The organism is Pseudomonas retamae, from assembly GCF_043496865.1.
Classification (GTDB): Bacteria; Pseudomonadota; Gammaproteobacteria; order Pseudomonadales; family Pseudomonadaceae; genus Aquipseudomonas; species Aquipseudomonas retamae.
In genome coordinates this window covers 105,395-129,256 of sequence record NZ_JBIEIL010000016.1, presented here as the reverse complement: position 1 = coordinate 129,256, position 23,862 = coordinate 105,395, and the positions used below count along the sequence as shown (strand labels likewise).

Annotated in this window: 25 protein-coding genes; 10 read left to right on the top strand and 15 right to left on the bottom strand. The window is 60.4% G+C overall.

Going from position 1 to position 23,862, the window contains the following annotated elements; all coding sequences use genetic code 11:
• Window positions 1-14 precede the first annotated feature (14 nt).
• Both ACGSLL_RS25605 and ACGSLL_RS25600 read right to left on the bottom strand, forming a co-directional pair.
• The gene (locus ACGSLL_RS25605) at window positions 15-287 is read right to left on the bottom strand and encodes a hypothetical protein (protein ID WP_394508369.1); all 273 of its coding nucleotides are present in this window, start codon (window positions 285-287) and stop codon (window positions 15-17) included.
• A 249-nt stretch (window positions 288-536) separates the two neighbouring features.
• Window positions 537-1,214, bottom strand: a complete 678-nt coding sequence (locus ACGSLL_RS25600) for an SOS response-associated peptidase (RefSeq protein WP_394508367.1) — start codon at window positions 1,212-1,214, stop codon at window positions 537-539.
• Window positions 1,215-1,426: 212 nt separating this feature from the next.
• Here ACGSLL_RS25600 and ACGSLL_RS25595 point away from each other — a divergent pair, with 212 nt between their 5' ends.
• Both ACGSLL_RS25595 and ACGSLL_RS25590 read left to right on the top strand, forming a co-directional pair.
• On the top strand, window positions 1,427-2,326 hold the full coding sequence (locus tag ACGSLL_RS25595) for a polysaccharide deacetylase family protein (RefSeq protein ID WP_394508365.1): 900 nt from the start codon (window positions 1,427-1,429) through the stop codon (window positions 2,324-2,326).
• A gap of 97 nt (window positions 2,327-2,423) precedes the next feature.
• The gene (locus ACGSLL_RS25590) at window positions 2,424-2,666 is read left to right on the top strand and encodes a DUF1652 domain-containing protein (RefSeq protein WP_394508364.1); all 243 of its coding nucleotides are present in this window, start codon (window positions 2,424-2,426) and stop codon (window positions 2,664-2,666) included.
• 2 nt (window positions 2,667-2,668) lie between these two features.
• Here ACGSLL_RS25590 and ACGSLL_RS25585 read toward each other — a convergent pair whose 3' ends face one another.
• On the bottom strand, window positions 2,669-3,031 hold the full coding sequence (locus ACGSLL_RS25585; RefSeq protein ID WP_090284179.1) for an NUDIX hydrolase: 363 nt from the start codon (window positions 3,029-3,031) through the stop codon (window positions 2,669-2,671).
• A 224-nt stretch (window positions 3,032-3,255) separates the two neighbouring features.
• Between ACGSLL_RS25585 and ACGSLL_RS25580 the strand changes: the two genes are divergently transcribed.
• On the top strand, window positions 3,256-3,453 hold the full coding sequence (locus ACGSLL_RS25580; RefSeq protein ID WP_208937798.1) for a DUF2188 domain-containing protein: 198 nt from the start codon (window positions 3,256-3,258) through the stop codon (window positions 3,451-3,453).
• A gap of 67 nt (window positions 3,454-3,520) precedes the next feature.
• Here ACGSLL_RS25580 and ACGSLL_RS25575 read toward each other — a convergent pair whose 3' ends face one another.
• The gene (locus ACGSLL_RS25575) at window positions 3,521-3,760 is read right to left on the bottom strand and encodes a hypothetical protein (RefSeq protein ID WP_208937797.1); all 240 of its coding nucleotides are present in this window, start codon (window positions 3,758-3,760) and stop codon (window positions 3,521-3,523) included.
• Between the two features lie 183 nt (window positions 3,761-3,943).
• Here ACGSLL_RS25575 and ACGSLL_RS25570 point away from each other — a divergent pair, with 183 nt between their 5' ends.
• Window positions 3,944-4,279 carry a hypothetical protein gene (locus ACGSLL_RS25570; protein ID WP_394508362.1) on the top strand — a complete coding sequence of 112 codons (336 nt, stop codon included), beginning with the start codon at window positions 3,944-3,946 and terminating at the stop codon, window positions 4,277-4,279.
• Between the two features lie 107 nt (window positions 4,280-4,386).
• Window positions 4,387-5,031 carry a DUF6338 family protein gene (locus ACGSLL_RS25565; protein ID WP_394508360.1) on the top strand — a complete coding sequence of 215 codons (645 nt, stop codon included), beginning with the start codon at window positions 4,387-4,389 and terminating at the stop codon, window positions 5,029-5,031.
• A 102-nt stretch (window positions 5,032-5,133) separates the two neighbouring features.
• On the opposite strand, the gene ACGSLL_RS25560 is transcribed toward ACGSLL_RS25565, so the two are convergent.
• Window positions 5,134-6,033 carry a LysR family transcriptional regulator gene (locus ACGSLL_RS25560; RefSeq protein WP_394508359.1) on the bottom strand — a complete coding sequence of 300 codons (900 nt, stop codon included), beginning with the start codon at window positions 6,031-6,033 and terminating at the stop codon, window positions 5,134-5,136.
• Between the two features lie 119 nt (window positions 6,034-6,152).
• Between ACGSLL_RS25560 and ACGSLL_RS25555 the strand changes: the two genes are divergently transcribed.
• Window positions 6,153-7,520, top strand: coding sequence for an MFS transporter (locus tag ACGSLL_RS25555; protein ID WP_394508357.1), 1,368 nt, complete (start codon window positions 6,153-6,155; stop codon window positions 7,518-7,520).
• Window positions 7,521-7,550: 30 nt separating this feature from the next.
• Window positions 7,551-8,825: a glucarate dehydratase family protein gene (locus tag ACGSLL_RS25550; protein ID WP_394508355.1), complete on the top strand. Its 1,275-nt coding sequence runs from the start codon at window positions 7,551-7,553 to the stop codon at window positions 8,823-8,825.
• A 102-nt stretch (window positions 8,826-8,927) separates the two neighbouring features.
• On the opposite strand, the gene ACGSLL_RS25545 is transcribed toward ACGSLL_RS25550, so the two are convergent.
• The gene (locus ACGSLL_RS25545) at window positions 8,928-9,812 is read right to left on the bottom strand and encodes a LysR substrate-binding domain-containing protein (RefSeq protein WP_394508353.1); all 885 of its coding nucleotides are present in this window, start codon (window positions 9,810-9,812) and stop codon (window positions 8,928-8,930) included.
• A 158-nt stretch (window positions 9,813-9,970) separates the two neighbouring features.
• Here ACGSLL_RS25545 and ydiJ point away from each other — a divergent pair, with 158 nt between their 5' ends.
• On the top strand, window positions 9,971-12,997 hold the full coding sequence (gene ydiJ, locus ACGSLL_RS25540) for a D-2-hydroxyglutarate dehydrogenase YdiJ (RefSeq protein ID WP_394508352.1): 3,027 nt from the start codon (window positions 9,971-9,973) through the stop codon (window positions 12,995-12,997).
• Here ydiJ and ACGSLL_RS25535 read toward each other — a convergent pair.
• The 3 genes from ACGSLL_RS25535 to ACGSLL_RS25525 all read right to left on the bottom strand — a co-directional run bounded on the left by ACGSLL_RS25535 (window position 12,930) and on the right by ACGSLL_RS25525 (window position 16,313).
• Window positions 12,930-13,616, bottom strand: a complete 687-nt coding sequence (locus tag ACGSLL_RS25535) for a paraquat-inducible protein A (protein WP_394508350.1) — start codon at window positions 13,614-13,616, stop codon at window positions 12,930-12,932. The genes ydiJ and ACGSLL_RS25535 overlap by 68 nt on opposite strands.
• Window positions 13,613-14,209, bottom strand: a complete 597-nt coding sequence (locus ACGSLL_RS25530) for a paraquat-inducible protein A (protein WP_394508349.1) — start codon at window positions 14,207-14,209, stop codon at window positions 13,613-13,615. Before ACGSLL_RS25530 ends, ACGSLL_RS25535 begins: the two co-directional genes overlap by 4 nt.
• 712 nt (window positions 14,210-14,921) lie before the next feature.
• Complete coding sequence (locus ACGSLL_RS25525) at window positions 14,922-16,313, bottom strand: aldehyde dehydrogenase family protein (protein ID WP_394506934.1); 1,392 nt, start codon at window positions 16,311-16,313, stop codon at window positions 14,922-14,924.
• Between the two features lie 105 nt (window positions 16,314-16,418).
• On the opposite strand from ACGSLL_RS25525, the gene ptrR reads away from it, so the two are divergent.
• Entirely contained in the window at window positions 16,419-17,297 is an 879-nt protein-coding gene (ptrR, locus tag ACGSLL_RS25520; RefSeq protein ID WP_394507133.1) for a putrescine utilization regulator PtrR, read from the top strand.
• 34 nt (window positions 17,298-17,331) lie between these two features.
• Here the strand turns inward: ptrR and ACGSLL_RS25515 are convergent, their stop codons facing one another.
• Complete coding sequence (locus tag ACGSLL_RS25515) at window positions 17,332-17,958, bottom strand: cysteine hydrolase family protein (protein ID WP_394506935.1); 627 nt, start codon at window positions 17,956-17,958, stop codon at window positions 17,332-17,334.
• Window positions 17,959-18,057: 99 nt separating this feature from the next.
• Here ACGSLL_RS25515 and ACGSLL_RS25510 point away from each other — a divergent pair, with 99 nt between their 5' ends.
• Window positions 18,058-18,555 carry a winged helix-turn-helix transcriptional regulator gene (locus tag ACGSLL_RS25510; RefSeq protein ID WP_394506936.1) on the top strand — a complete coding sequence of 166 codons (498 nt, stop codon included), beginning with the start codon at window positions 18,058-18,060 and terminating at the stop codon, window positions 18,553-18,555.
• Between the two features lie 589 nt (window positions 18,556-19,144).
• Here ACGSLL_RS25510 and ACGSLL_RS25505 read toward each other — a convergent pair.
• The 5 genes from ACGSLL_RS25505 to ACGSLL_RS25485 all read right to left on the bottom strand — a co-directional run bounded on the left by ACGSLL_RS25505 (window position 19,145) and on the right by ACGSLL_RS25485 (window position 23,814).
• Window positions 19,145-19,768, bottom strand: coding sequence for a glutathione S-transferase family protein (locus ACGSLL_RS25505; RefSeq protein ID WP_394506937.1), 624 nt, complete (start codon window positions 19,766-19,768; stop codon window positions 19,145-19,147).
• A 100-nt stretch (window positions 19,769-19,868) separates the two neighbouring features.
• Entirely contained in the window at window positions 19,869-21,284 is a 1,416-nt protein-coding gene (locus ACGSLL_RS25500; RefSeq protein WP_394506938.1) for a purine-cytosine permease family protein, read from the bottom strand.
• 160 nt (window positions 21,285-21,444) lie between these two features.
• Window positions 21,445-22,593 carry an acetylornithine deacetylase gene (gene argE / locus ACGSLL_RS25495; RefSeq protein WP_394506939.1) on the bottom strand — a complete coding sequence of 383 codons (1,149 nt, stop codon included), beginning with the start codon at window positions 22,591-22,593 and terminating at the stop codon, window positions 21,445-21,447.
• The gene (locus ACGSLL_RS25490) at window positions 22,590-23,267 is read right to left on the bottom strand and encodes a DUF1028 domain-containing protein (RefSeq protein ID WP_394506940.1); all 678 of its coding nucleotides are present in this window, start codon (window positions 23,265-23,267) and stop codon (window positions 22,590-22,592) included. The genes argE and ACGSLL_RS25490 overlap by 4 nt, the downstream gene beginning before the upstream one ends.
• 130 nt (window positions 23,268-23,397) lie before the next feature.
• On the bottom strand, window positions 23,398-23,814 hold the full coding sequence (locus ACGSLL_RS25485) for a RidA family protein (protein WP_039763092.1): 417 nt from the start codon (window positions 23,812-23,814) through the stop codon (window positions 23,398-23,400).
• Window positions 23,815-23,862: the final 48 nt, after the last annotated feature.

Below are 23,862 nucleotides of genomic sequence, written 5' to 3'. Positions count from 1 at the left end.
GGCTTTTTACTGACTCAAAGATCGTCCAGTTGGGTGAAATCCGGGTGTGAGGCCCGATATCCCAAGGTCCTGTCGATCCAGGCATTCAGCTCGTTGACCATCACCGGCGCGTGGCCGGGATAGTTTTCGAGGGTGCTGCGCAGGATCCGTTCGATATCGGGAACGGCACGCAGGTTTCGGGTCTTGATGTAGTGGCCGATAAAACAGTCGAGTTCAAAGCGCTCTGTCGTGGACAGATGAATACACTCCAGGCCACCGACCTGTTTGATTGCAAAATCGTCGCGCAACTTAGTTCTCTGCAAGGCTTGTAGATGTTGTTGGGAATCCTGGTTCGTTGACTCTTTGGTCAACTGGTATACCAAATGGAAATGCGGCGCGCATGCTAGCTGTAGTGCAGCGAAATGTATGTACGACGGTCGGGTTGTCTGACAAGCGGTTGGTCCATTTGCGTATCGGTTACATTTGCACTGTTTCACGAGTGAAACAGCCGTTGTAACGCGAACGAGCCAATGGTTTGCTGAAATGACGTCCGCCGCTTATTCAACTGGCTGAATCAATTCAGCATTCTGGTTTCTTACGTTGCCGATGGCTTTGCCGACCTTGTGCCATTCGAACCGCTCGCTGTGTTCACCTTCGAACAACATCTGCTCGGCGCGTTCAATGGAGGTCGCCGGGTCGAGCCACTCGCGTGCCAGTTCCGGGCCAAGCACCACCGGGCGGCGATCATGCACATCGAGCAGGCCTCCGACTGCTTCGGCGGTAATGATCACAAAACCGTCATCGTCTCGAGCCGCGCGTTGCGCTGTGGGAAATTGGCCGATGGCGGCGCAGAAAACCGCGCTGTGATCTGCGCGACGAATGAGCCATGGCTGGCGGTTTTTTTCCCCGGTGTCGACCCATTCAAACCAGTTGTCGACGGGGACAATCAGGCGATGGCGCCAGATCGAGCGGAAAAACGCGCCATGGGCGACTTTTTCTACGCGGGCATTGATCGGCGCAGGGCGGTTTGTGGCCCAGTGCGGACGCCAGCCCCAGCGCAGGTTGTCGGCCTGAATGCGTTGCCCCTGTTGATGGAGAACCGCCAGCGCTGCGGTCGGCGCCGCGTTGTAGCGAGCCAGCGGTGCATCGCCGACGTGATTGATCAAGGCATCGGGAATGCTCAATGCTGCGACGAAATCGTGAATGCCGCGGTACTGCGAGAGTCTTCCGCACATGGGCTGAATCTCCGGTTGGACACTTCAGTTTAGTCGCTGACGGCTCCAGCGAAGATTCTCTCCATCAAAGAGCAATGACGTAACAAGCGCCGGAACCAAAGCCCGTGTACCTTATCCAACCTCGGCTCGCGAAGGGCAATGCACGGATGGGGTAGGGGCGAGGGAAGTTGCCAATCGACAACAAGACGGCAGCGGTTGCGCTCAAGGCAAACATGACATCCGGACTCAAGCTTTTTACAGCGGCACTCATGGTGCTCGGGCTGGCCGGTTGTATCGCCGCGCCGATAGACATGACTGCGCGAACGCAGACGCGCCTGCAGGCCCAGGCACCGGTGCGGTTCCTGCTGACCTTCGACGACGGCCCCAGCGCTTCGAGCTTTTGGAACCCGACGGCGATGGTGCTCGACGGCCTCAAGGACAATCCGCTGCAAGCCAATATCAAAGCGGTGTTCTTCGTGCAGACCCGTGCGCCGCGAGCTGGCAATAGTGAGATAGGCCGCAGCCTGATGCGGCGGGAACACGCCGAAGGGCACATCCTGGCGTTTCACACAGCGACCCATTGGCACACCAATCATCGCTCGCTGGACCCGCAGCAACTGGAAGCGTCGCTGAGTAACGGCAGCGCCGATATCGAGGCGATCACCGGTGCGCCACCGAAATTACTGCGCCCGCCATTCTGGAATTACGACAAACGCACCTTCGCGGCCTATCAGCAGCACGGTTTGCAGGTGTTGCTGACGGATCTGAGCGCCAACGACGGCAAGATCTGGGGCTTCAATGCCAGCCCACGCCGGCGCGCCAATCTGCTGCGGCAGTTATCCGAGGTGCGTGAGCGTATCGCCGCAGGGGAATTGCCGACGGTGGACGGGGTGATTCCAGTGGTGGTGACCTTTCATGACCTCAATCGCTACACCGCGCGGCATACCCGCGAATACCTGCAGATCCTCGTCGACAGTGCGGCCGCCACGGGTGTGAAGCTGGACGGCAAGGCTTTTTATGACGACCGCGAAGCATTGCAGAAAGCGGCGTTGGCGCGCACGGTCGAAAAGAGCTCGGAACCGGTAAGTCTGCCCGGAATGTGGAACTGGATCTGGGATCATGACTCGCATTGATTCGCGAACCAGTCGACGTTTGTGCGACTGCACGTAGCGCAGTGGTGATCTATGCTTTATCGATTAAACGGCCCCATCGCCTGCGAGGCGCGCCCCCATGCTTGCTCTTGACGACATCTGCCGCATCGTTGAATCAGGCTTTCCCACGTTTGGATGTGAATGCACACCCACAGCGCACGGGTTGTTGCAGATCAAGGTTTATCGGCCGGAAAACGGTCAGGTCGAGCTGCTGCTCAACGGTGTATCGCCGGAACATCTCGTCACGATCCGTGATATTTCCAACTTCATTGGCGAACTGCGCACAGAGATGAGCGCCGGGCGTCGCGCGTTTGCCGGTTAAAACTACAAACGTCGTTGAAACGCTTCAACAATGCGCAGCGTCGCTTCATTGGTATTCAAATGGCGCACCGCATCCAGCGGATGCCAGATGCAATCGATGATTTCGTTCTGCGGGCGCACTTGCTCAAGGTCTGCCACCGAAGCCTCGTAGACGTGATGCCGAGTACTGCCGCTCTGCATTTCCATCAGATACAACACATCGTCGGCATTCAGCCCGGTTTCTTCCTGCAACTCACGCACGGCCGCTTGCGCACGGGTTTCCCCGGGCTCGACCTTGCCGCCGGGCAATGTCCAGTGGCTGCGCGGTTTGCGGACCAGGAGAATGTGGCGATCCTGCTCGCATATAACGGTTGCACGTACTTTCATCGGTTACCTGTTTATTGCCTGTCACTTAATTGTCATCAAACTGCAATATTTGAGCCGGTGCCTCAAGTAAAGGTTTCAATAAGATTTTGAGCGAGCGTGGTGGCGGAAAGTGCAAGATTTCTGAAGGCCGGACCTTGCGACATCCGGTCGGCAAATCCAGTGAGTCCGGGTGTAAGGTAACCCTGTGAAGCTGGAACTGACCGTAAGCAACTATGGAGGTGTCCATGAGCATGCCGATGTTGAACAAGATGCACATGAACGGCTATGACGTGCTTAGCGTGAACAATGGCCCCTGGCGGGTCTGCACCCAGGGTGACCGGCTGGCATCGTTTGCCAGTAAAGAGGAAGCGCTGGCGTACGCCGCAGCACTGCCTGGCTACAAAAAACGCTCGACGCGGGCGAAAAGTCACACAGCTCAGTGACGGGTGGTAACCGAGAGCCCCGGCAAATGCCGGGGCTCTTTGGTTGAAGGGGAAAACAGGTTGGGACTCAGTGCACCTTGATTCGGCTGATGGCGCGCGCTTTCACTTCTTTGGCGTAGATTTGCAGCCGTTCCTCATCGCTTTGCAGCACCTGGCACGACCTCAGCACCGCTTGCGCGTCCGCTTCGTTGCCCGATTTGCGCAACTGCTCGGCGATGCGTTTCAGATCGACAGCTGACCAGCGCAAGTCCGATGCAACGCTTTGCAGGTCGCGCTGAAGTTCGTGTTCGTATTCATTGAGCCGCATGATCATCTCCTGAACATTCTCGGTAAAACAGAGTAGTCGCATTTTTCGCCGATGGGCAAAGCTCGTTCGTCTGTCTGTCCAGGTTGTGAAAGGTTGTGCAGATCGCGCCGCGGGCGGCGTGCCACGATGGATGTGCGCCCGGTTACGCGTTACATTCGCTTTTTTTGGGATCAGGAATACACCATGCGGATATGGATCGGGGTTTTGGCGTTTGCCCTGTTGGCGGGTTGTTCGTTACCGAGGTCACTCGTGCCGGGTGAACCAAATGTCAGCAAGACCAGCGACAAGGCACCCAAGGACTATGCCGCCTGTGTCTTACCGTTGTGGCAGCGGGATGTAGCGAAGACCTCGCAAAGCTCTATTTCCAACGGCTACCGCATCACCGCGCCAAGTGTCATCACTGCGGATGAGATCCTCGATATCGTCAAATACAAGGACGGCAGCCGGGTTTCGTTGTATCAGGGGCCGCCATGGGCCAAGTCGGGGGCGTTGCGCCAATCGGTGCGTGATTGCCTGTAGCCGGCTACGGCATGAAACGCCCGGTGACAGTTGCACCCGAACGGTTTGCCAGCGTGCACTAGGCTTTCGAGTGTCGGTCGGCAAGACCTCGAAGAGAGCCTCGGATCATGGATGATCTGGTCAAAGAAGTCATACCGTTGTTGCAGTATCTGATTCCCGGGTTTCTATCCGCATGGATTTTCTATTCACTCACGGCGTTCAAGCGGCCTGATACGTTCGGGCAGATTGTGCAGGCGTTGATTTTTACGTTTGTGGTTCAGGGAGCGGTGTTGGCTGTCAGGTCGTTGTGTTTGTGGGTTGGCTCAAAAGGTTTGTCCATTGGGCAATGGGACTCAAGGGCAGAAACAGCGTGGGCAAGCGCTTTTTCGCTGATGCTCGGACTTCTCGCCTGTTATCTGGCCACTGGCGATAAATTGCACGCGTGGTTACGCAAGAGAAACGTCACGAAACAATCTTCTTACCCTAGCGAATGGTTCTGCGCCTTTGCGCAATATGAGCGTTTCATTACCTTGCATTTGAACGATGAAAGGCGCGTCCTGGGCTGGCCGGTGGAGTGGCCAAGAGAATCAGTCAGCGGTCACTTCGTGATGCAATACCCTCGCTGGCTCAACGATGATGGCCAACCGGCCTCTTATGGTGCGGAGTTTTTGTTGATAGATTCCGCGAACGTCAAATGGGTTGAATTCAGCCCTACCTCAGAGGGATCCGCATGCCGACTGCCAGAGCACCACAACCCATGCCAAAACATTTAGAGCGCCTCTTCGTCGGGCCGGATGGAAAGATGCTGGAGGTGCCATTGATCAAGGGGCCAAGCGCGCCGCCTCCGCTCAAGCGTCGGCCGGCACGATAGATCACTAGCCCCAACCTTGCACCACAGCCCGGCGAATCGCTTCCAGCAACATCGCAAACGCCGGGTTGTCATTATTTTCGCGCCAGATCAGATGCAGTTCGCTCTGCACCCCTTCGCCCAGATCGATATCGCGAAACACTACGTTCTTGAACACCACACTGGTCGCGCAACGCGGTACCAGCGCCAGGCCCATGCCGGCGTTGACCAACGCCAGAATTGTCAGTGATGAACCCAGCCACTGCACATAATCCGGTGCAACTCGCGCCGAGCGCAGCATGCCGGTCAGCAGTTCGTTGAACGGTGGATAGGCCGCATGGGAGTACATCAGAAACGGTTGTTGATCCAGATCGCTGACCAGCACTTCGGCCGCCATCGCCAGCGGGTGCGCGCTGGGCACCGCCAGCACAAACGGCTCGCGGACCAGGCATTCGGTGGCATAGCCCGGCTCCAGCAGCGGCGCGCGGGCGATGCCCAGATCAATGCGCCGCGCACGCAGGGCTTCGTGTTGCTGATAGGTGTTCATCTCGCTCAGATCGATTTTCACCTGCGGCTGTTTCAGCCGTGCCTCGGCGATCACCTTGGGCAAGAACTCATACACCGCGCTGCCGACGAAACTGATGTTCACCGAGCCGATATCACCTTCGGCAAAACGCCGTGCGGTGATTGCTGCTTGCTGGGCGCGTTCGAGCAAATTCTGCGCTTCGATGAAAAATGCGCGCCCGGCGGCCGTCAGCGCAACGCTACGGGTGCTGCGGGTGAACAATTCGACGCCGAGGTGATGTTCAAGCAACTGGATCTGCCGGCTCAGCGGCGGCTGGGTCATGTTGAGCCGTTCGGCAGCGCGGCGAAAATTCAGTTCGGTGGCAACGGTGGTGAAGCAACGCAGTTGGGTCAGTTCGAACATTGATCTAATCCGGGTATCAATCGAATGCCAAGTTAGATTAGACGGGATCAATGCGCGGCGTCCATGATCGTTCCATCGCTTCAGCCATTCCTAAAAACAACAAGATCGGGAGTCGCCCCTTGAAAACCCTGCAGAGTCCAGCGGACATCACGGTGCTCGCCCGCGCCGCCGCCAAGGTCAAGCGCCACGTGCTGCCGCTGTTCGTGGTGATGTTCATCGTCAACTACATCGATCGGGTCAACATCGGCTTTGTCCGTAGTCATCTGGAAACCGATCTGGGTATCGGGGCTGCGGCGTACGGCTTGGGCGCCGGTCTGTTCTTCATCGGCTACGCGTTGTTCGAAGTGCCCTCCAACATGCTGTTGCAGCGTTACGGCGCGCGCGTCTGGCTGACGCGGATCATGTTCACCTGGGGCGCGGCCGCCATGGCCATGGCGTTCGTGCGCGGTGAAACCAGCTTCTACGTGTTGCGCTTCATTCTTGGCGCGGCCGAGGCGGGGTTCTTTCCCGGGATCATTTATTACTTCACGCAATGGCTGCCAGCCTCCGAACGAGGCAAGACCATGGCGGTATTTCTCAGCGGCTCGGCGATTGCTTCGGTGATCTCCGGCCCGGTGTCCGGTGCGTTGTTGCACATCAGCGGTCTTGGCTTGCACGGCTGGCAGTGGATGTTTCTGATCGAGGGCGCGGCGTCGGTGGTGCTGTGCGCGTTCGTCTGGTTCTGGCTGCAATCGCATCCACGTCAGGCCAAGTGGCTGAGCGAAGACGAGCGTGAAGCGCTGGTCGCGGCGATTGCCGAAGAGCAGCGTGCCCGCGAAGCGGTGCAGGTCAGCAAGCCGTCAATGTTCAAGTTGCTGGCGGATCGGCAGATCGCGCTGTTCTGCTTCATCTACTTTTCCATCGCCCTGACCATTTACGGCGCGACGTTCTGGCTGCCGAGCATGATCAAGAAGATGGGCAACCTCGGCGACTTCCAGGTCGGCCTGCTCAATTCGATCCCGTGGATCATTTCGATTGTCGCCATGTACGGTTTTGCTGCGATGGCCGGCAAATGGAAATTCCAGCAGGCGTGGGTCGCTCTGACCCTGGTGATCGCCGCCATCGGCATGTTCATGTCGACCACCGGCGGCCCGGTCTTCGCCTTCGTTGCCATCTGCTTCGCGGCGATTGGCTTCAAAGCGGCATCGGCGCTGTTCTGGCCTATTCCACAAAGCTATCTCGATGCGCGCATCGCGGCGGCGGTGATCGCGCTGATCAATTCCATCGGCAACCTCGGCGGCTTCGTTGCGCCGACGGCGTTCGGCATTCTTGAGCAAACCACCGGCTCGATCGAGGGCGGTCTGTATGGCCTGGCGGCGACTTCGCTGATCGCCGCGGTGGTGATTTTCTTCGCCCGCACGGCGCCGGGTGCCAAAGGCAAAACCCCGGCAAAGCCCGCTGACGAAACCGCCGTTGTCGCGACGGCCAGGCCGGCCGCGAGCCATTGAATCGATTGTTGATCTGTCAGGAGCATCATCTTGAAAATCACCCGTGTCACGGTCACCCCGATTGCCTTTCGTGATCCGCCGCTGCTCAACGCCAGTGGCATCCACGAACCTTATGCCCTGCGCTCGATCATCGAGATCGAAAGCGATAACGGCTACATCGGCCTGGGCGAAAGTTACGGCGACGCGCCGGCGCTGGCGATCCAGCAGCAAGTGCAGGCGCAACTGATCGGCCTCGACCCGTTCAACCTCAATCAGTTGCGTGCGATCGTGCAGGCGACGGTGGCGGCGCACAAACCGGCCAGTCTGGCCGGAGCCGAACTGGCACCGGGTTCACACGCCAGCAAAGCGGTGAGCAACGCGTACTCGGCGTTCGAAGTGGCGTTTCTCGATTTGCAGGCGCACTACCTGAACGTACCGCTGGTGGACTTGCTCGGCGGCGCAATCCGCGAAGAAGTGCCTTTCAGCGCCTACCTGTTTTTCAAATACGCGCAGCACGTCGATTCGCCTTACAAACCGGATGACTGGGGCGAAGCGCTCAGTGAGCAGCAGATCGTCGCGCAAGCGGCGCGGATGATCGAGGCGTACGGTTTCAAGAGCATCAAGCTCAAGGCCGGCGCGTTACCGCCGGAACATGAAGTGGCCTGCATCAAGGCACTGAAGAAAGCCTTTCCCGGCTACCCGCTGCGCATCGACCCGAATGGCAACTGGTCACTGCAAACCTCGATTCGCATGGCTGAATTGCTCGGTGATGATCTGCAGTATTACGAAGACCCGACGCCAGGCCTCGACGGTATGGCGGAACTGCACAAGCGCACCGGCCTGCCGCTGGCGACCAATATGGTGGTCACCGATTTCGACGAGTTCCGCCGCAGCGTCGCACAGAACAGCGTGCAGATCGTGCTCGCCGATCACCACTATTGGGGCGGCCTGCGCGACACCCAGACTCTGGCGAAAATGTGCGAGGTATTCGGCCTTGGTGTGTCGATGCATTCCAACTCGCATCTGGGCATCAGCCTGATGGCCATGGCACACGTCGCGGCGGCCGTGCCGAATCTGGATTACGCCTGTGACACCCATTACCCGTGGCAGGAGCCGGACGAAGAGGTGATCAAGGGCGGAAAATTGCCGATTGTCGATGGCTGCGTGAAAATCAGCCGCGCACCGGGGCTCGGGCTGGAGCTGGATCATGAGCAGTTGGGCAAGCTGCATGATCAATACCTGACCTGCGGGATTCGCCAGCGCGACGATGTGCGGCAGATGCAGCGGTACAAGCCGGACTGGAGGGCGGTCAAGCCGAGGTTTTGAGATCACCAGATCTGGCGCCTTCGCGAGCAGGCTCGCTCCCACAGAGGAAATGTATTCCAAATGTGGGAGCGAGCCTGCTCGCGAACGGAGCAACGGAATTCTTCAGAGTGTATGCATCAGCCAATCCCGAAACGCCGTCAGCGACGGCAACTTTTCATTTCGCGGCGGATACACCAGGTAGTAGCTGCGCCGGCTGGTGATCGGCTCGCCCAGTTGCAGCAGCTCGCCACTCACCAATTCATCCTCGACCAGAATCCGCGGCACCAGCCCCACACCAATGTTCGCCCGTACCGCTTGAATCAGGTGCGAGGTCATTTCAAAGCTTGGCCCGATGCGCATGCTGCGATGGGGCAAGCCGTGCTGACTGAACCATTCCGCCCACGCCTGAGCATTACTGCTGACATTGAGCAGCAGTTGCCCGGCGATGTGCCGGTCGGCGTCGTCGCGTTCGACGGCGGACAGTTGCACGCTGGCGATCACCACCAGTTCCTCTGTGTGCAGGGGCAGGGCGGTCAGCCCCGGCCAATCTCCGCCGCCGACGCAGATTGCCGCGTCGATCTCGCTGGTATCGAAGTCGATTGCTTCGATGCGCGAATGCAGATGCACGGTCATGCCGGGATGTGCGGTGTAGAAATCCTTGAGTCGCGGCAGCAGCCATTTCGAGCCGAAGGTCGGCAGCGTTGCCAGGCGCAGGCTGTGAATGCCGGATCCGAATGCCATCGCCTGCAGGGTCGCGCTGCGTATCTGCCCGAGCGCTTCGGCCAGTTCGCGTTGATAAAGGCGCCCGACGTCGGTCAGCACCACTTGCCGGCCTTCACGAGTGAACAGGCGCATGCCGAGCATCTTTTCCAGAATTTGCACCTGACGGCTGACCGCACTTTGCGTCAGCGACAGCTCGTGGGCGGCGCGGGTGTAGCTTTCGTGGCGGGCGGCAGCCTCGAAAGCCAGCAACAACGACATGGATGGGGTGAGGGTGCGCGGATTCATTCGCAAAAGTCATTAATAGCGGGTCGAATTTACGGTTGTCCCAACGTTCGCCAGCAATGAACATGGACACCATGAGATGGCGGAGCCTGACGTAATCATTCGTTGCGTACAACTGTTCACCGCCACACGGCCCGATTTTTACCGAGATACCCTGACCGATGATTGCCCAGCTGTCGCCCGCAAGCACCCTCACCGCCGATTACCAGGCGTTCCTCAAAGCCCTCAAGGCCAGTGGTTTTCGCGGTGAAATCAGTGCCGATTACGCCAGCCGCGTGGTGTTGGCCACCGATAACTCGATCTATCAGCGCCTGCCCCAAGCTGCGGTGTTTCCGATGGATGCCGACGATGTCGCGCGGGTGGCGAAGCTGATCGCCGAGCCGGCACATCAGCACGTGGTGATCACGCCACGCGGCGGCGGCACCGGCACCAACGGCCAGTCGTTGACCGACGGCATTGTCGTCGACCTGTCGCGGCACATGAACCGCATTCTCGAGATCAACGTCGAGCAGCGCTGGGTGCGGGTCCAGGCCGGGGTGGTCAAGGACCAGCTCAACGCCGCACTGAAATCCGCCGGGCTGTTTTTCGCCCCTGAGCTGTCGACGTCCAACCGTGCCACCGTCGGCGGCATGATCAACACCGATGCCAGCGGCCAGGGCAGTTGCACCTACGGCAAGACCCGCGACCATGTGCTCGAACTCGACATGATTCTGCGTGGCGGCGAGCGTTTGCACGCTCAGGCGCTGGACGAGAGCGAACTGCAAGCGCAGTGCGCGCGTGATGACCGGGTCGGTGAAGTCTATCGCTGCGCGCGACGGATCATTGATGAGCAGGGCGAACTGATCGAACAGCGCTTTCCCGATCTCAACCGCTGCCTGACCGGTTACGACCTCGCGCACCTGCGTGAGGCGGACGGCCGTTTCAACCTCAACAGCGTGTTGTGCGGCGCCGAAGGTTCGCTCGGTTTTGTCGTCGAAGCGCGGCTGAATGTGCTGCCGATTCCCAAGCACACGATGCTGGTGAACATCCGCTACGCCGGTTTCATGGACGCGCTGCGCGATGCACGCGCGTTGATGGCGCTCAAGCCGCTGTCGATCGAAACCGTGGATTCGAAAGTGTTGTTGCTGGCGATGCAGGACATCGTCTGGCATGGGGTCGCCGAGTATTTCCCGGCCAGCGCCGAGCGGCCGACATTGGGCATCAACCTGGTCGAATTCTGCGGCGACGATCCGGATGAACTGCAAGCTCGCGTCGCTGCGTTTGTCGAGCACTTGAGCAGTGATCAAACCGTCGAACGTTTGGGCCACACGCTGGCGGTGGGTCACGCGGCGGTGAACAAGGTCTACGGCATGCGCAAGCGCGCGGTCGGCCTGCTCGGCAACGTCGCTGGCGAAGCGCGGCCACAACCGTTTGTCGAAGACACCGCGGTGCCGCCGCAGCACTTGGCCGAGTACATCGCCGAGCTGCGCGATCTGCTCGACAGCCACGGCTTGCAGTACGGCATGTTCGGTCATGTCGATGCCGGCGTGCTGCACGTGCGGCCGATTCTCGATATGAAAGATCCGCAGCAAGCGGCGCTGGTGCGCCCGGTGTCCGATGGCGTTGCGGCGCTCACTCAGCGTTACGGCGGTCTGCTCTGGGGCGAGCACGGCAAAGGCCTGCGCTCGGAATACGCCCCGGCGTTTTTCGGCGAGCTGTACCCGGCGCTGCAAGCGCTGAAGGCCGCGTTCGACCCGTTCAATCAGTTCAACCCCGGCAAGATCGCCACGCCGGCCAACAGCGGCGCGGCATTGCTGAAAATCGATGAAGTGACCCTGCGCGGCGAACTCGATCGACAGATCGATGAGAAGGTCTGGCAGGACTACGGCGCGGCGATGCACTGCAACGGCAACGGCGCCTGCTACAACTTCGATCCCGATGACGCCATGTGCCCGTCGTGGAAAGCCACCCGCGAGCGCGCGCAATCGCCCAAGGGCCGCGCCTCGTTGATCCGCGAATGGCTGCGGTTGCAGGGCGAGGCGGGTGTCGACGTGTTGTCCGGGGCGATTCGCCGACCAGCATTTTTTGCGACGTTATGGCAGCGCTGGCGCAACACCCAGGCGCAGTCGGCGGATTTTTCCCATGAGGTCTATGACGCCATGGCCGGTTGCCTGGCGTGCAAATCCTGCGCGGGACAGTGCCCGGTCAAGGTCAATGTGCCGGATTTTCGTTCGCGCTTTCTTGAGCTGTACCACACACGGTATCTGCGTCCGGCGCGCGATTATCTGATCGCTTCGCTGGAGTACAGCATTCCGTACATGGCGCGAATTCCGGCGCTGTACAACGGTTTGATGGGCGCGGCGTGGGTGCGCGGTCTGCTTGAGCGGGTCGGTGGCATGGTCGATGTGCCGTTGCTCAGCCGTTTCGATTTTCACGCCGCGATGCGGCGCTGGCAGGTGCAGCCGGCAACCGTTGCGACGCTGTCAGCGCTGTCACCGGCGCAGCGTGAACGCAGCGTGGTGATCGTCCAGGACGCCTTCACCCGGTATTTCGAAGCGCCGCTGCTGGCGGATCTGGTCGAGCTGATCTCGCGCCTTGGTTATCAGGTTTATCTGGCACCGTTCAGCGCCAACGGCAAGCCGTTGCATGTGCAGGGCTTCCTCGCGGCATTCAATCGCGCGGCGCTGCGCAATGCGCGGCAGTTGCGTGAACTGGGGGATGTCGGCGTGCCGTTGCTGGGCCTCGACCCGGCCATGACGCTGGTGTATCGCCAGGAATACCTCAAGGTTCCCGGTCTGCAGGACTGCCCCGAAGTGCAACTGGTACAAGAGTGGCTACTCAAGGCAATGCCCGAGCAGGCGCCGCAGCAGAGCGAGGCAAAATTCCGTCTGCTCGCCCATTGCACCGAGAAAACCAATGCTCCCGCCGCGACCCGGCAATGGGAGCAAGTGTTCGAACGTGCCGGATTGCAACTGGCAACCCAGGCCACCGGTTGCTGCGGCATGTCCGGCACGTACGGTCACGAGGCGCGCAATCGCCACACCTCGGCGCTGATTTACGACCAGTCCTGGGCGCGTCAGGTGGAAGCATCGGCAGACCAGGGCGAAGCGCTGGCGACCGGTTATTCGTGCCGCAGTCAGGTCAAGCGCCAGTCGGATCAGGCGTTGCGTCATCCGTTACAGGTGCTGTTGGCGGCTCAGCGTCGGTGACGCTGTCGTCGGTGTCCTTGTCCCAGATCAGCCGCGGATCGAAGCTCATCGCGGCGAGCATGGTGAACACCACGACCAGGCCGAAAAACAGGATGCCCGGTCGTGGCTCGATGTCGCCCAGCGTCTGGAATTTCACCAGCGCGGCGACCAGCGCCACCACCAGCACGTCGAGCATCGACCAATAGCCGATCAGCTCGACGAAGCGGTACAGCTTCGAGCGCTCCTTGCGCGCCCAGGCGCTGTCGCGCTGCACGGTGATCAGCAACAAGGTCAGGGCGACGAACTTGATTCCCGGCACGGCGATACTGGCGATGAAAATGATCAGGGCGATGTCCCATGCTCCGGCTTCCCAGAATTCCAGCACACCGCTCATGATCGTGCTGTCGGCGCCGCTGCCGAGCATCAGCGTGTTCATTACCGGCAGCAGATTGGCCGGCACGTAAAAGGCCAGCGCGGCGAGCATGTACGCCCAGGTGCGCGTCAGCGAATTGGTCTTGCGCCGATGCAGTGGCGCATCGCAGCGTGGGCAGTGATGCGGTTCGTCGCGCATATCGCAGGCCAGGCCGCAACTGTGACACAGGCACAGATCAAGCTCGGCAGCGGTCGGTGGACGCTTCATAAAATATCCCACAGTTCACGGATGTCGCGTCCGGCAATGCGGATCATCATCAGGCTCAGCGCCGCCAGGGCGAACAAGCCGATGCCCGGCAGCACATCCAGCAGCCCGGCGAGTTTGAACACCGCGACCATTGCGCCCAGCAGACAGACTTCGAGCATGCTCCATGGGCGCAGGGTTTCCAGCCAGCGCATCGACAGCTTGAAACCCGGCGCCCGTCGCGACGCCAGGGCGAAGCCCAGCACCCAGATCAGCAGCACCAGTTGGAAGGCCGGGGCGATGATGATCGCGATCGCTGCGACCATGGCGATGAAGGTGATCGGCCCCTGACTCAGCGCCAGCACCGAATCCCATAGGGTAGCGCTGTTTTTCAGGCCCTGGAGGCTGATGCTCATCACCGGATAGAAATTGGCGAACAGCCACAGCATCGCTGCCGTGAAGGTCAGGGCCAGACGCTGTTCGATGGTCAGGCCGTTGTAGCGCTGCAGCACGCCGCCGCAGCGTACGCAGAGGGTTTTCTGGTGTTTGGCGAGGGCGACTTTCTGGTAAACGCAGTCGCAGTGCTCGCAGATGATCAGGTGTTCGGTGTTGACCATGGACCACGCTCGGCAGCTCGCCGCAAGGGCAGGGGGACTTGATCACTATAGAAGGCTGGGGGGATTGGGCAAATGCTGGGGTGCTGGGGCTTTTATTCAGGCGCTGAGTCTTTTGGTTTGAGTACATATCCGTTGCTGCGGTAACGGCTGCTTAGGGTTCCGCCCTTACGGCGGGTCACCTTTTTCAAACGCCAAAAAGGTAACCCAAAAGGCTTGCTCCTGCGTCCGGCCCTCGCAGGCTCGGGTTCCTTCGCTCCGGGATCGATCCGGGCGCAGCGGCTACGGTTTGCTTCGCTGCACCTACGTCCGCTGTGTCTGGCTGCGCCAGACGGTCGCTGCGCTCCCACGCCCGGATCGATCCCTCCACTCAGCCTTCCGATGTCGCTGGTTAGGCAAGATCAAGATCAAGGGCACTCGAGCTAACGCTCATTGTTGAGGGGTTAGAGGCGGGTGGTTGGCTTGGGATTTGGGGTGGGGCTGCCCCTCACCCCAGCCCTCTCCCGAGGGAGAGGGAGCCGATGTTTGTGCTTTTCAAAATGTGCGTTCGACTCGGTTTTTCATGTCGGCGTATCTCTTCCATCCACCACGGTCAGTCCCCTCTCCCTCCGGGAGAAGGCTAGGGTGAGGGGCTTTTGATTTTGCCTGCAAGCGATGGCGGCGTTCAGATAACGCAACTGCAATTGACACTCCGCCATCGCCAGCAGGCTGGCTACTATTTACGATCCAGCCACACAGTCTGCGCGTTGCAGAATTCGCGAACACCAAAGTGTGAAAGTTCGCGGCCGAAACCGCTTTTCTTCACGCCGCCGAAGGTCACGCGGGGGTCGCTGGCGGAGTAGCCGTTGATGAACACGCCGCCGGTGTCCAATTCACTGGTCAGTTGCTGAGCCAGTTGTATGTTGGCGGTGTAGATCGTCGCGGTCAGGCCGAATTCGCTGTCATTGGCCAGCGCTACGGCATGGGCGCAGTCGCGGGCGGTGATGATCGAGGCGACCGGGCCGAACAGTTCCTGTTTGAACGAGGTCATGCGGTCGGTGACGTCCGCCAGCACGGTGGGTTCGTAATAATTGCCCGGGCCTGTCACCTTGCCGCCGCCGAGCAGCAACGTCGCGCCTTCTTCCAGGGTGTCGCGCACTTGCTGATCGAGTTCATCGCGCAGATCGAAACGTGCCATCGGGCCGATGTAAGTGTCGGCAGCCAATGGGTCGCCGACCTTCAACTGACGCGTGGCTTCGACGAATTTACGCGTGAACTCCTCGACTACGCCTACCTCGATGATCAGACGCTTGGCTGCTGCGCAGACCTGACCGGAGTTCTGATAGCGACCGATCACGGCAGCCTGCACGGCTTCATCGATGTCAGCGTCGTTAAGCACGATGAACGGGTCAGAACCGCCCAATTCCAGCACGCATTTTTTCAGGGCTGCACCGGCCTGAGCACCGATGGCCATACCGGCGCGGACGCTGCCGGTCAGGGTCACCGCAGCGATGCGCGGGTCGGCGATGGCGGTCGACACGCCTTCTGGCGTCACGTTGATTACTTCAAACACACCATCGGCGAAACCGGCGCGGGTGAACGCGTCGCGCAGCAGGTAAGCGCTGCCCATCACGTTCGGCGCATGCTTGAGCACATAGGTGTTGCCGGCGATCAGCGCTGGCACGGCGCCGCGCAGCACTTGCCAGATCGGGAAGTTCCACGGCATCACTGCCAGAATCGGCCCGAGCGGGCGGTATTCGATACGCGCCTTACCGCCCTCGACCTGAGTCGGTTCGGCGTCGAGCATGGCCGGGCCGTGTTCGGCGTACCACTCGCAGAGCTTGGCGCATTTTTCGATTTCACCGCGGGCCTGAGCAATCGGCTTGCCCATTTCCTGAGTGATCATGGTCGCCATGGCCTCAGCGGTGTCGCGCAGCGCGCCGGCGAGGGCGGTCAGCAAACGAGAACGATCCTGCAGCGGCTTGCGCTTCCACTTGCCGAAGCCGTAAGCGGCGCGGGTCAGCGCAGCATCGAGGGCGGTAGCGGATTCGAATGCATAGTGGCCGATCTGCTCACCGGTCGCTGGGTTGATCGAGATAGCGTGGGTCTGGCTGGAAATCTGGCTCATGGCGTCGTCCTGCGTATGTTCAGTGGATGGGCCTAGAGTAGGGTGGTGTTTGTTTTCTGGAAACTGAATAATAAAGATCGTTTCTTTCACGATTGGAGAATGCCTGTGGATCTGGTGCAACTGGAAATCTTCAAAGCCGTTGCCGAGCATGGCAGCATCAGCGCCGCCGCCACGCAGATCCATCGCGTGCCGTCGAACCTGACCACGCGCATCAAGCAACTGGAGCAGGATCTGGGCGTCGATTTGTTTATCCGCGAGAAAAGCCGCCTGCGCCTGTCACCGGCCGGGTGGAGTTTTCTTGAGTACGCGCGGCGGATTCTCGATCTGGTGCAGGAGGCGCGGGCAACGGTCGCCGGCGAAGAGCCGCAGGGGGCGTTTCCCCTGGGCTCGCTGGAAAGCACGGCAGCGGTGCGCATACCCGAACTGCTGGCGGCATATAACCAATTGCACCCGAAAGTCGATCTCGACCTGTCGACCGGCCCCTCCGGCACCATGATCGACGGTGTGCTGTCCGGGCGCCTCGCGGCGGCGTTCGTCGATGGTCCGGTGCTGCACCCGACCCTGGAAGGCGTGCCGGCCTTCGAGGAAGAAATGGTGATCATCGCGCCGCTCAATCACGCCCCGGTGCAGCGTGCGGCGGATGTGAACGGCGAAAACATCTACGCCTTCCGCTCCAACTGCTCTTACCGGCATCACTTCGAAAAATGGTTCAGCACCGATGCCGCCGTGCCGGGCAAGATCTTCGAAATGGAGTCCTACCACGGCATGCTCGCCTGTGTCAGTGCCGGCGCCGGGCTGGCGCTGATGCCGCGCAAAATGCTGCAAAGCATGCCCGGTAGCGCCACCGTCAGCGTCTGGCCGCTGACCGCGGATTTTCGTTACCTGACTACCTGGCTGGTCTGGCGTCGGGGTGCGGTGTCGCGCAGCTTGAGCATGTTTGTGCGCTTGCTCGAAGAGCGCGGAGTGGTGCCGGCGGATGCCTGACCGCGGCTGCACTCGGCCGCAGTCAGGCATGTGCTCATTGCGATTCGAGGCTGGCGATCAACGCGTCGGTGTCGGTAATGACATGAGCGAACGTCGGGCCGTTGAGCTCGTGGGCGGCGTGCATCATTTCCGCTTTGAACGCGGCGGTCGCATCGCGCACCAGCGTGACGTGGTAGCCAAGTTCCGCTGCATAGCGGGCGGTGGCTTCGATGCAGGTGTTGGCCAGCAGGCCGACGATGATGACGTGGGTGATGCCTTTCTGCTTCAAGCGAAAATCCAGGTCGGTATTGGCAAATCCGCTTGAGCCCCAATGCTCCTGAACGACAATGTCGCCGTCCTGCGGGGCGAAATCCGGATGCCATTCGCCGCCCCATTCGCCACGGGCGAAATGGTGCATGTGCATGATCTTGCACTGCGTGGGCGTGGGGTGATCCCAGTTTTCGTAGTCGCCTTTTTCCCAACGGTGATGCGGTACGATCACCACCGGAATCTGCAGGCTGCGCACCGCGTGATCGAGTTTGCGCAGGTTGTCGAGCAGGCCGTTCTGCTCCGCCATGGGTTTGAGCAAAGGGAAAACCTTGCCACCCTCGGAAAGGAAATCGTTGTACGGATCGACCAGCAGATAGGCGGTGCGGTTCAGCGGATAAACAGGGTTCGACATGGCGGCTTGTTCCACGAAAAGGAAAGAGCGGTGCGCAGGGCTTGTCCTGGCATCGTGTTGATATGATAATCATAGTAACTGTAAAAGAGGCAAGCCCCGATGACTATCAACGATAGCGCGCCCGACACGCTGTGCCCGATTTCACGAGCCGAAAACATCGTCGGTGATCGCTGGACCGTGCTGGTTCTGCGCGAGTTGTTCATGGGCAATCATCGCTACGACGAGATCCAGGCGCAGACCGGCGGCACCCCGCAAATGGTTGCCACGCGTCTCAAATGCCTGGAGGCGGACGGGCTGGTCGAGCGGCGTTTGTACAACGAACGGCCGAAACGCTACGAATATCACCTCACCGCGAAGGGCGAAGCGTTCTACCCGGTGATCCTGGCTTTGCGCGCGTGGGGCGAAACCTGGTGCAAAGCGCCCGAGGAAGGGTTGGCGGTGATCTTCACCCACAAACCCTGCAACCATCCCGCAGGTCTTGGGCCGCTGTGCGCACATTGCGGCGAACCGCTACGCCGGGAAGACCTGATCAGCCAGCCGCAAGCGGCTTATACAGCCGAACGCCAAGGGCGGCGCGAGGCGTTCAAGCATAAATGACAAAATGCTGGATTAGTCCGGGTATGGGAGCGCAGCGAGCGTTTGGTTCAGCCTGGATTGCCGGGGGATGCTGGAACTCAGTCCGAAAATCAAAAGCCCCTCACCCTAGCCCTCTCCCGGAGGGAGAGGGGACTGACCGTGGTGGATGGAAGAGATACGCCGACATGAAAAACCGAGTCGAACGCACATTTTGAAAAGCACGAACATCGGCTCCCTCTCCCTCGGGAGAGGGCTGGGGTGAGGGGCAGCCCCACCACAAATCCCAAGCCAACCCCCCGCTTCTAACCACTCAACAATGAGCGTTAGCTCGAGTGCCCTTGATCTTGATCTTGCCTAACCAGCGACATCGGAGCGAAGGAACCCGAGCCTGCGAGGGCCGAACGCAGGAGCAAAGCCTTTTGGTTCCTTTTTGGCGTCTGAAAAAGGGACTCGCCGTAAGGGCGAAACCGCCAGCAGCAACACCCGAAGCAACGGATATGTACCCAAACCAAAAAAACTCACCGCCTGAAAGAAAGCCTTCGCGAGCAGGCTCGCTCCCACAGGTTTTGCAGCGTCAAAAAATCCCGGGCATTCCACCAAATCCAACCGCTCACGGCGTCCCGTTACGCCCATACAACCGATACCCCTCACGCAAACTCAACCGCTCGTAATAAGCGCTAACCGCCGGAAAATCAGGATGCTCCAGCGGCGTTTCGAACCAGCGATTGACCGACAGCCCGATCGGAATATCAGCCAGAGAAAACTCCCGCCCACTGACGTAAGCCCCGGTCTTGTGCAACTGTCGATCCAGAATCTCCATGTTCCGCGCCCAGTCCCGGCAACCCGCGCCCAGCGCAGCGCTGTCCTGGTACTCCGGGGATTTGCGCACCAGCGCCATCAGCGGATACGACCACGACCGGTTCAGCTCCGAAGCCTGCCAGTCAATCCACTGATCGACCTGCGCCCGCGCCTGCGCCTCAGCGGGATAAAGGTCCGCGCCGCCATAGCGCGTCACCAGATAACGAATGATCGTATTCGACTCCCACAGGGTGAAATCATCGTCCTGAATCACCGGCACCATCGCGCACGGATTGAGTGCCAGAAACTCTGGCGTATGCGTTGACTGAAACCCCGATCCCCAGTCTTCCCGTTCGAACGGAATGTTCAATTCAGCACACGTCCACAGCACCTTGCGCACGTTGATCGACGAAGCTTTACCGAGTATTCGCAACATGGCTTGTCCTTCCAAAGAGCCGACACAAGCCATAAATACCACAGCACAATGCAGAAGGCCCGCACACCGGCGGGCCTCCTTTTTCAGTCTGGTCAACAGCTCACAGACTGCTCGCCAGCTTCGCGCCCATCATCCGTCGACGATACGAGGTATCGCGGCTGGCCAGCCAGAAGTACAGCGGCGAAGTCACCAGCAAGCCCACCAGCCACGACAGATCCGCGCCGTTGATGTGCGCCGACACCGGGCCGACGTAAAGCGGCGTGTTCATGAACGGAATCTGCACGGCAATGCCGATCACATAGGCAAGCAAGGCCTGCGGGTTGTAGCGTCCGTAGATGCCCCCATCGACCTGGAAAATCGACTGGATGTCGTACTGACCTTTGTGTATTGCGTAGAAGTCGATGAGGTTGATCGCCGTCCACGGCACCAACACCACCAGCAGCACCAGCACCATGTCGACGAAGTGGCCGATGAAATCTGCCGACGCACCGACAGCGGCAAAACAGCATGCCAGCAGGACGATGAGCGAAATCACTGCACGGCTTTTCGCGGTGGGAATCCAGCGATAGGCGAAGGTCTGCACCAAGGTGATCAGCGACAGCACCGCGCCGTACAGGTTGAGCGCGTTGTGGCTGATCACGCTGAGCAGGAACAGCACCAGCATCAGCGGGCCGATCGAGCCGGTGGCGAGTTTGACCGCGTCCATGGTGTCCATGCCCACCGGCGTCGCCAGTACCGCGACGGCGCCGAACACGAATGACAGGCTCGAACCCAATGCCGAACCCAGGTAGGTCGTCCAGAAGGTTGACGACACTTTCACGTCGGCCGGCAAGTAGCGCGAATAGTCCGACACATACGGCGCGAACGCGATCTGCCACAACGCCGCCAGCGACACCGTGGCGAGCCAGCCGGACAGGTTGAAACTGCCGCGCGTGAGAAAATCATCGGTCTGAATGTGGGTCAGGATATAGCCGAAACCGACCACGATGCCGATGCCCAGCACCCAGGTGCCGATACGGTTGAGCACATGGATGAAACGGTAGCCAATGATGCCGATGATCCCCGAACCGAGCGCGCCGATGACGATGCCCACCGGCACCGGAACACTGTCGACCACACCGTGCAGCGACTTGCCGGCGAGGACGATGTTGGAGGCGAAAAAGCCGACGTACATGACCCCGGCAATCAACACCACCAGCAAGGCGCCGAGGGAGCCGAACTGCGCGCGGCTCTGGATGATCTGCGGAATGCCCATCTGCGGGCCTTGCGCCGAATGCAGCGCCATCAGCACGCCGCCGACCAGATGGCCGACGAGAATCGCCACGATGCCCCAGAGCAGATTCAGCTGAAACAGCTGCACGCCCAGCGCTCCGGTGACGATGGGCAACGGCGCGATGTTGCCGCCGAACCAGAGCGTGAACAGATCCCTGACTTTGCCGTGGCGATCTTCGGGAGGCACGTAGCCTATCGTGTGTTTCTCAATGAGCGGAGCGGAAGATGCGGTTGCGCTAGCCATGACGAACTCCAAGGCAAGGTTGAGTACGTGGACGTACTTCGGTAAGCGCCGGCACGGACGGCGCACTTGTTGTTGGAGTGATCATGTGCAAAGTGAGGCGCGAGATAAATTAGTAAGTTTGTTGCTTGAAACCTTAAAAAAACAGGCTTCGGCGCGCGGCTCAGAGGCTGATGAACACCAGCATCCGCTGGAGCATTTGATCGCAGGCATGCAGTTGCTCAAGGCTGACAAACTCATCGGGTTTATGCCCCTGAACCATGCTGCCGGGGCCGCACACCACGGTAGGAATGCCAACGGCATCGAACAGTCCGCCCTCGGTGCCGAACGCCACCGTGCCGAATTTCCGAGAACCGCTGAACGCTGCAATCAGCTCAGCGGCCTGACTCTGCGCATCGGTGGCCAGCCCCGGGTACGCCGACAATGCCCGGAAGCGAATATCGCTTTGCGCACTGACCGCACGCATGCGCGGCAACACTTCGCGCTCGGCATAGTCTTTCAATGCTTCGGCCACCAGCGCCGGATCCTGTGAGGGCAGGGCGCGGATCTCGAAATCGAAACGACAATCGGCCGGCACGATGTTCAATGCCTTGCCTCCGTTGATCACGCCGGTCTGCACCGTACTGTAGGGCGGATCGAAGCGCGCATCGTGATGCTGCGGCGCTTTCAGTTGCTGGCCGAGTCGGCCCAGTTCAGCGATCAGTTCGGCGGCATATTCGATGGCGTTGACCCCGAGCGGCGCATAGGCCGAATGACACGGATGACCCTGCACATCGCAGCGCATCGCCAGTTTGCCCTTGTGGCCGAGTACCGGTTTCAGCTCGGTCGGCTCGCCGATGATGCACAGCAATGGTTTGACCGGGCGCTGCTGCAATACCTCAAGCAACGAACGCACGCCGAGGCAGCCGACCTCTTCGTCATAGGACAGCGCAATGTGCACCGGCAGACGCAGCGGCGTCGTGACCAGCGCCGGCACCAGGGCCAGCACGCACGCGATATAACCCTTCATGTCCGCCGTGCCGCGGCCAAACAATTTACCGTCGCGCTCGCTGAGCTCGAACGGCGGCAGGGTCCACGGCTGACCGTCGACCGGCACAACATCGGTGTGCCCGGACAAGACAATGCCCGGTTGATCCACCGGACCGATCGTGGCGAACAGGTTGGCCTTGCTGCGCTCATCGTTGTAGATCAGCACGCTCGGCACGTCGAACCCGGCGAGGTAATCGCGGACGAATTCGATCAGTTGCAGATTCGACTCGCGGCTGGTGGTGTCGAATCCCACCAGCACTTTGAGCAGTTCGACGCTGTTCATCGATCGTCCCCGGCAACGCCATAGCCCGGTGCCCTGGCCGGATCGAGGGCGCGGTCGATGTAATCCTGCAACTGCGGTGCGTAGGCGTTCCAGAGTGTTTGCAACTGACCGATCGGGTCTTCATCGGCCCAGTCGACGCGCAGATTGACGATCGGCCAGGTCTGCTCGCCCACCACCACCACGGCGGCCGAATGCACCGGCCCGGCTTCGCCGCCCAAGGCCTGAGCGGCATGCAGCGCAGCGAGCAAGCGGTCGGCCAACTGGCCTTCGCCGGCTTCGAATGCGCTGACCATTGCCTCGATCACCTCGCGCCCGGCGAGCATGTTGCCGGCGGCCACGCACTGTTCGCCGCTGACGGCATTGTGCACGCCGAGGGTCTGCGCACCGCTGAAATGCGCGGTCTCGCCCAGATGGTTGATCGCGGTGATCTGCCGATACTGGCTGTAACCGTTGCGCGTGAGCACTTTGTCGAGGGCAGCATCCGGGCTCACGCCTTGCTCCAGCAGCCCGAGCACTTCCGGGCCGAGGGAGGGCAGGGTGATGTTCTGGCTCGACACCGCGCCAACGCCCGGCAGCAGCCAGGGGCAACGGGCGCCGACGGCGATGCTGGAGGAACTGATGGCAACGCCGAACTGACCGGTTTCGGCGCAGCGGGCGGTGATGGAAAAAGTCATTTGGGTGATCCTTCTCAGAAATTTGTTTGTCCTTTCTGGCCCTTTCGCGAGCAGGCTCGCTCCCACATTTGAAATGCATTCCCCTGTGGCAGCGAGCCTGCTCGCGAAGGCCGCGACGCGGTGAGATGCCTTACTCTGGAATCACCGCAATCACATCAATCTCCATCAACCACTGCGGTTGCCCCAACGCCGATACCACCAGCCCGGTGGAGATCGGGAACACGCCTTTGAGCCACTTGCCGACCTCCTGATAGACCGCCTCGCGGTAGCGCGGGTCGATCAGGTAGGTGGTGGTCTTGACGATGTGGCTCATGTCGCTGCCGGCTTCTTCGAGCAGTTGCTTGACGTTGCGCATGGCCTGTTCGGCCTGCGCACGCGGGTCGCCCAGACCGACCAGATTGCCGTCGAAATCAGTGCCGACCTGACCGCGCACATACACGGTGTTGCCGGCGCGCACCGCCTGGCACAAATCGTTGTCGAGCGTCTGGTTCGGGTAAGTGTCCTTGGTGTTGAACATGCGGATGCGCGTGTGTGTAGGCTGGCTCATGTGCCGCTCCTCAAAACAGGTTGGGCGGCGCCATTGGCGCCGCGAAAG

Coding starts and splice junctions, on each gene's coding strand:
- ydiJ (WP_394508352.1), top strand. CDS start 9,971: ATGATTGCCCAGCTGTCGCCCGCAAGCACCCTCACCGCCGATTACCAG.
- ACGSLL_RS25535 (WP_394508350.1), bottom strand. CDS start 13,616: ATGAAGCGTCCACCGACCGCTGCCGAGCTTGATCTGTGCCTGTGTCAC.
- ACGSLL_RS25570 (WP_394508362.1), top strand. CDS start 3,944: ATGCGGATATGGATCGGGGTTTTGGCGTTTGCCCTGTTGGCGGGTTGT.
- ACGSLL_RS25580 (WP_208937798.1), top strand. CDS start 3,256: ATGAGCATGCCGATGTTGAACAAGATGCACATGAACGGCTATGACGTG.
- ACGSLL_RS25485 (WP_039763092.1), bottom strand. CDS start 23,814: ATGAGCCAGCCTACACACACGCGCATCCGCATGTTCAACACCAAGGAC.
- ACGSLL_RS25530 (WP_394508349.1), bottom strand. CDS start 14,209: ATGGTCAACACCGAACACCTGATCATCTGCGAGCACTGCGACTGCGTT.
- ACGSLL_RS25575 (WP_208937797.1), bottom strand. CDS start 3,760: ATGCGGCTCAATGAATACGAACACGAACTTCAGCGCGACCTGCAAAGC.
- ACGSLL_RS25545 (WP_394508353.1), bottom strand. CDS start 9,812: ATGAATCCGCGCACCCTCACCCCATCCATGTCGTTGTTGCTGGCTTTC.
- ACGSLL_RS25595 (WP_394508365.1), top strand. CDS start 1,427: ATGACATCCGGACTCAAGCTTTTTACAGCGGCACTCATGGTGCTCGGG.
- ACGSLL_RS25490 (WP_394506940.1), bottom strand. CDS start 23,267: ATGACTTTTTCCATCACCGCCCGCTGCGCCGAAACCGGTCAGTTCGGC.
- ACGSLL_RS25565 (WP_394508360.1), top strand. CDS start 4,387: ATGGATGATCTGGTCAAAGAAGTCATACCGTTGTTGCAGTATCTGATT.
- ACGSLL_RS25525 (WP_394506934.1), bottom strand. CDS start 16,313: ATGAGCCAGATTTCCAGCCAGACCCACGCTATCTCGATCAACCCAGCG.
- ACGSLL_RS25560 (WP_394508359.1), bottom strand. CDS start 6,033: ATGTTCGAACTGACCCAACTGCGTTGCTTCACCACCGTTGCCACCGAA.
- ACGSLL_RS25585 (WP_090284179.1), bottom strand. CDS start 3,031: ATGAAAGTACGTGCAACCGTTATATGCGAGCAGGATCGCCACATTCTC.
- ACGSLL_RS25590 (WP_394508364.1), top strand. CDS start 2,424: ATGCTTGCTCTTGACGACATCTGCCGCATCGTTGAATCAGGCTTTCCC.
- ACGSLL_RS25510 (WP_394506936.1), top strand. CDS start 18,058: ATGACTATCAACGATAGCGCGCCCGACACGCTGTGCCCGATTTCACGA.
- argE (WP_394506939.1), bottom strand. CDS start 22,593: ATGAACAGCGTCGAACTGCTCAAAGTGCTGGTGGGATTCGACACCACC.
- ACGSLL_RS25515 (WP_394506935.1), bottom strand. CDS start 17,958: ATGTCGAACCCTGTTTATCCGCTGAACCGCACCGCCTATCTGCTGGTC.
- ACGSLL_RS25600 (WP_394508367.1), bottom strand. CDS start 1,214: ATGTGCGGAAGACTCTCGCAGTACCGCGGCATTCACGATTTCGTCGCA.
- ACGSLL_RS25505 (WP_394506937.1), bottom strand. CDS start 19,768: ATGTTGCGAATACTCGGTAAAGCTTCGTCGATCAACGTGCGCAAGGTG.
- ACGSLL_RS25500 (WP_394506938.1), bottom strand. CDS start 21,284: ATGGCTAGCGCAACCGCATCTTCCGCTCCGCTCATTGAGAAACACACG.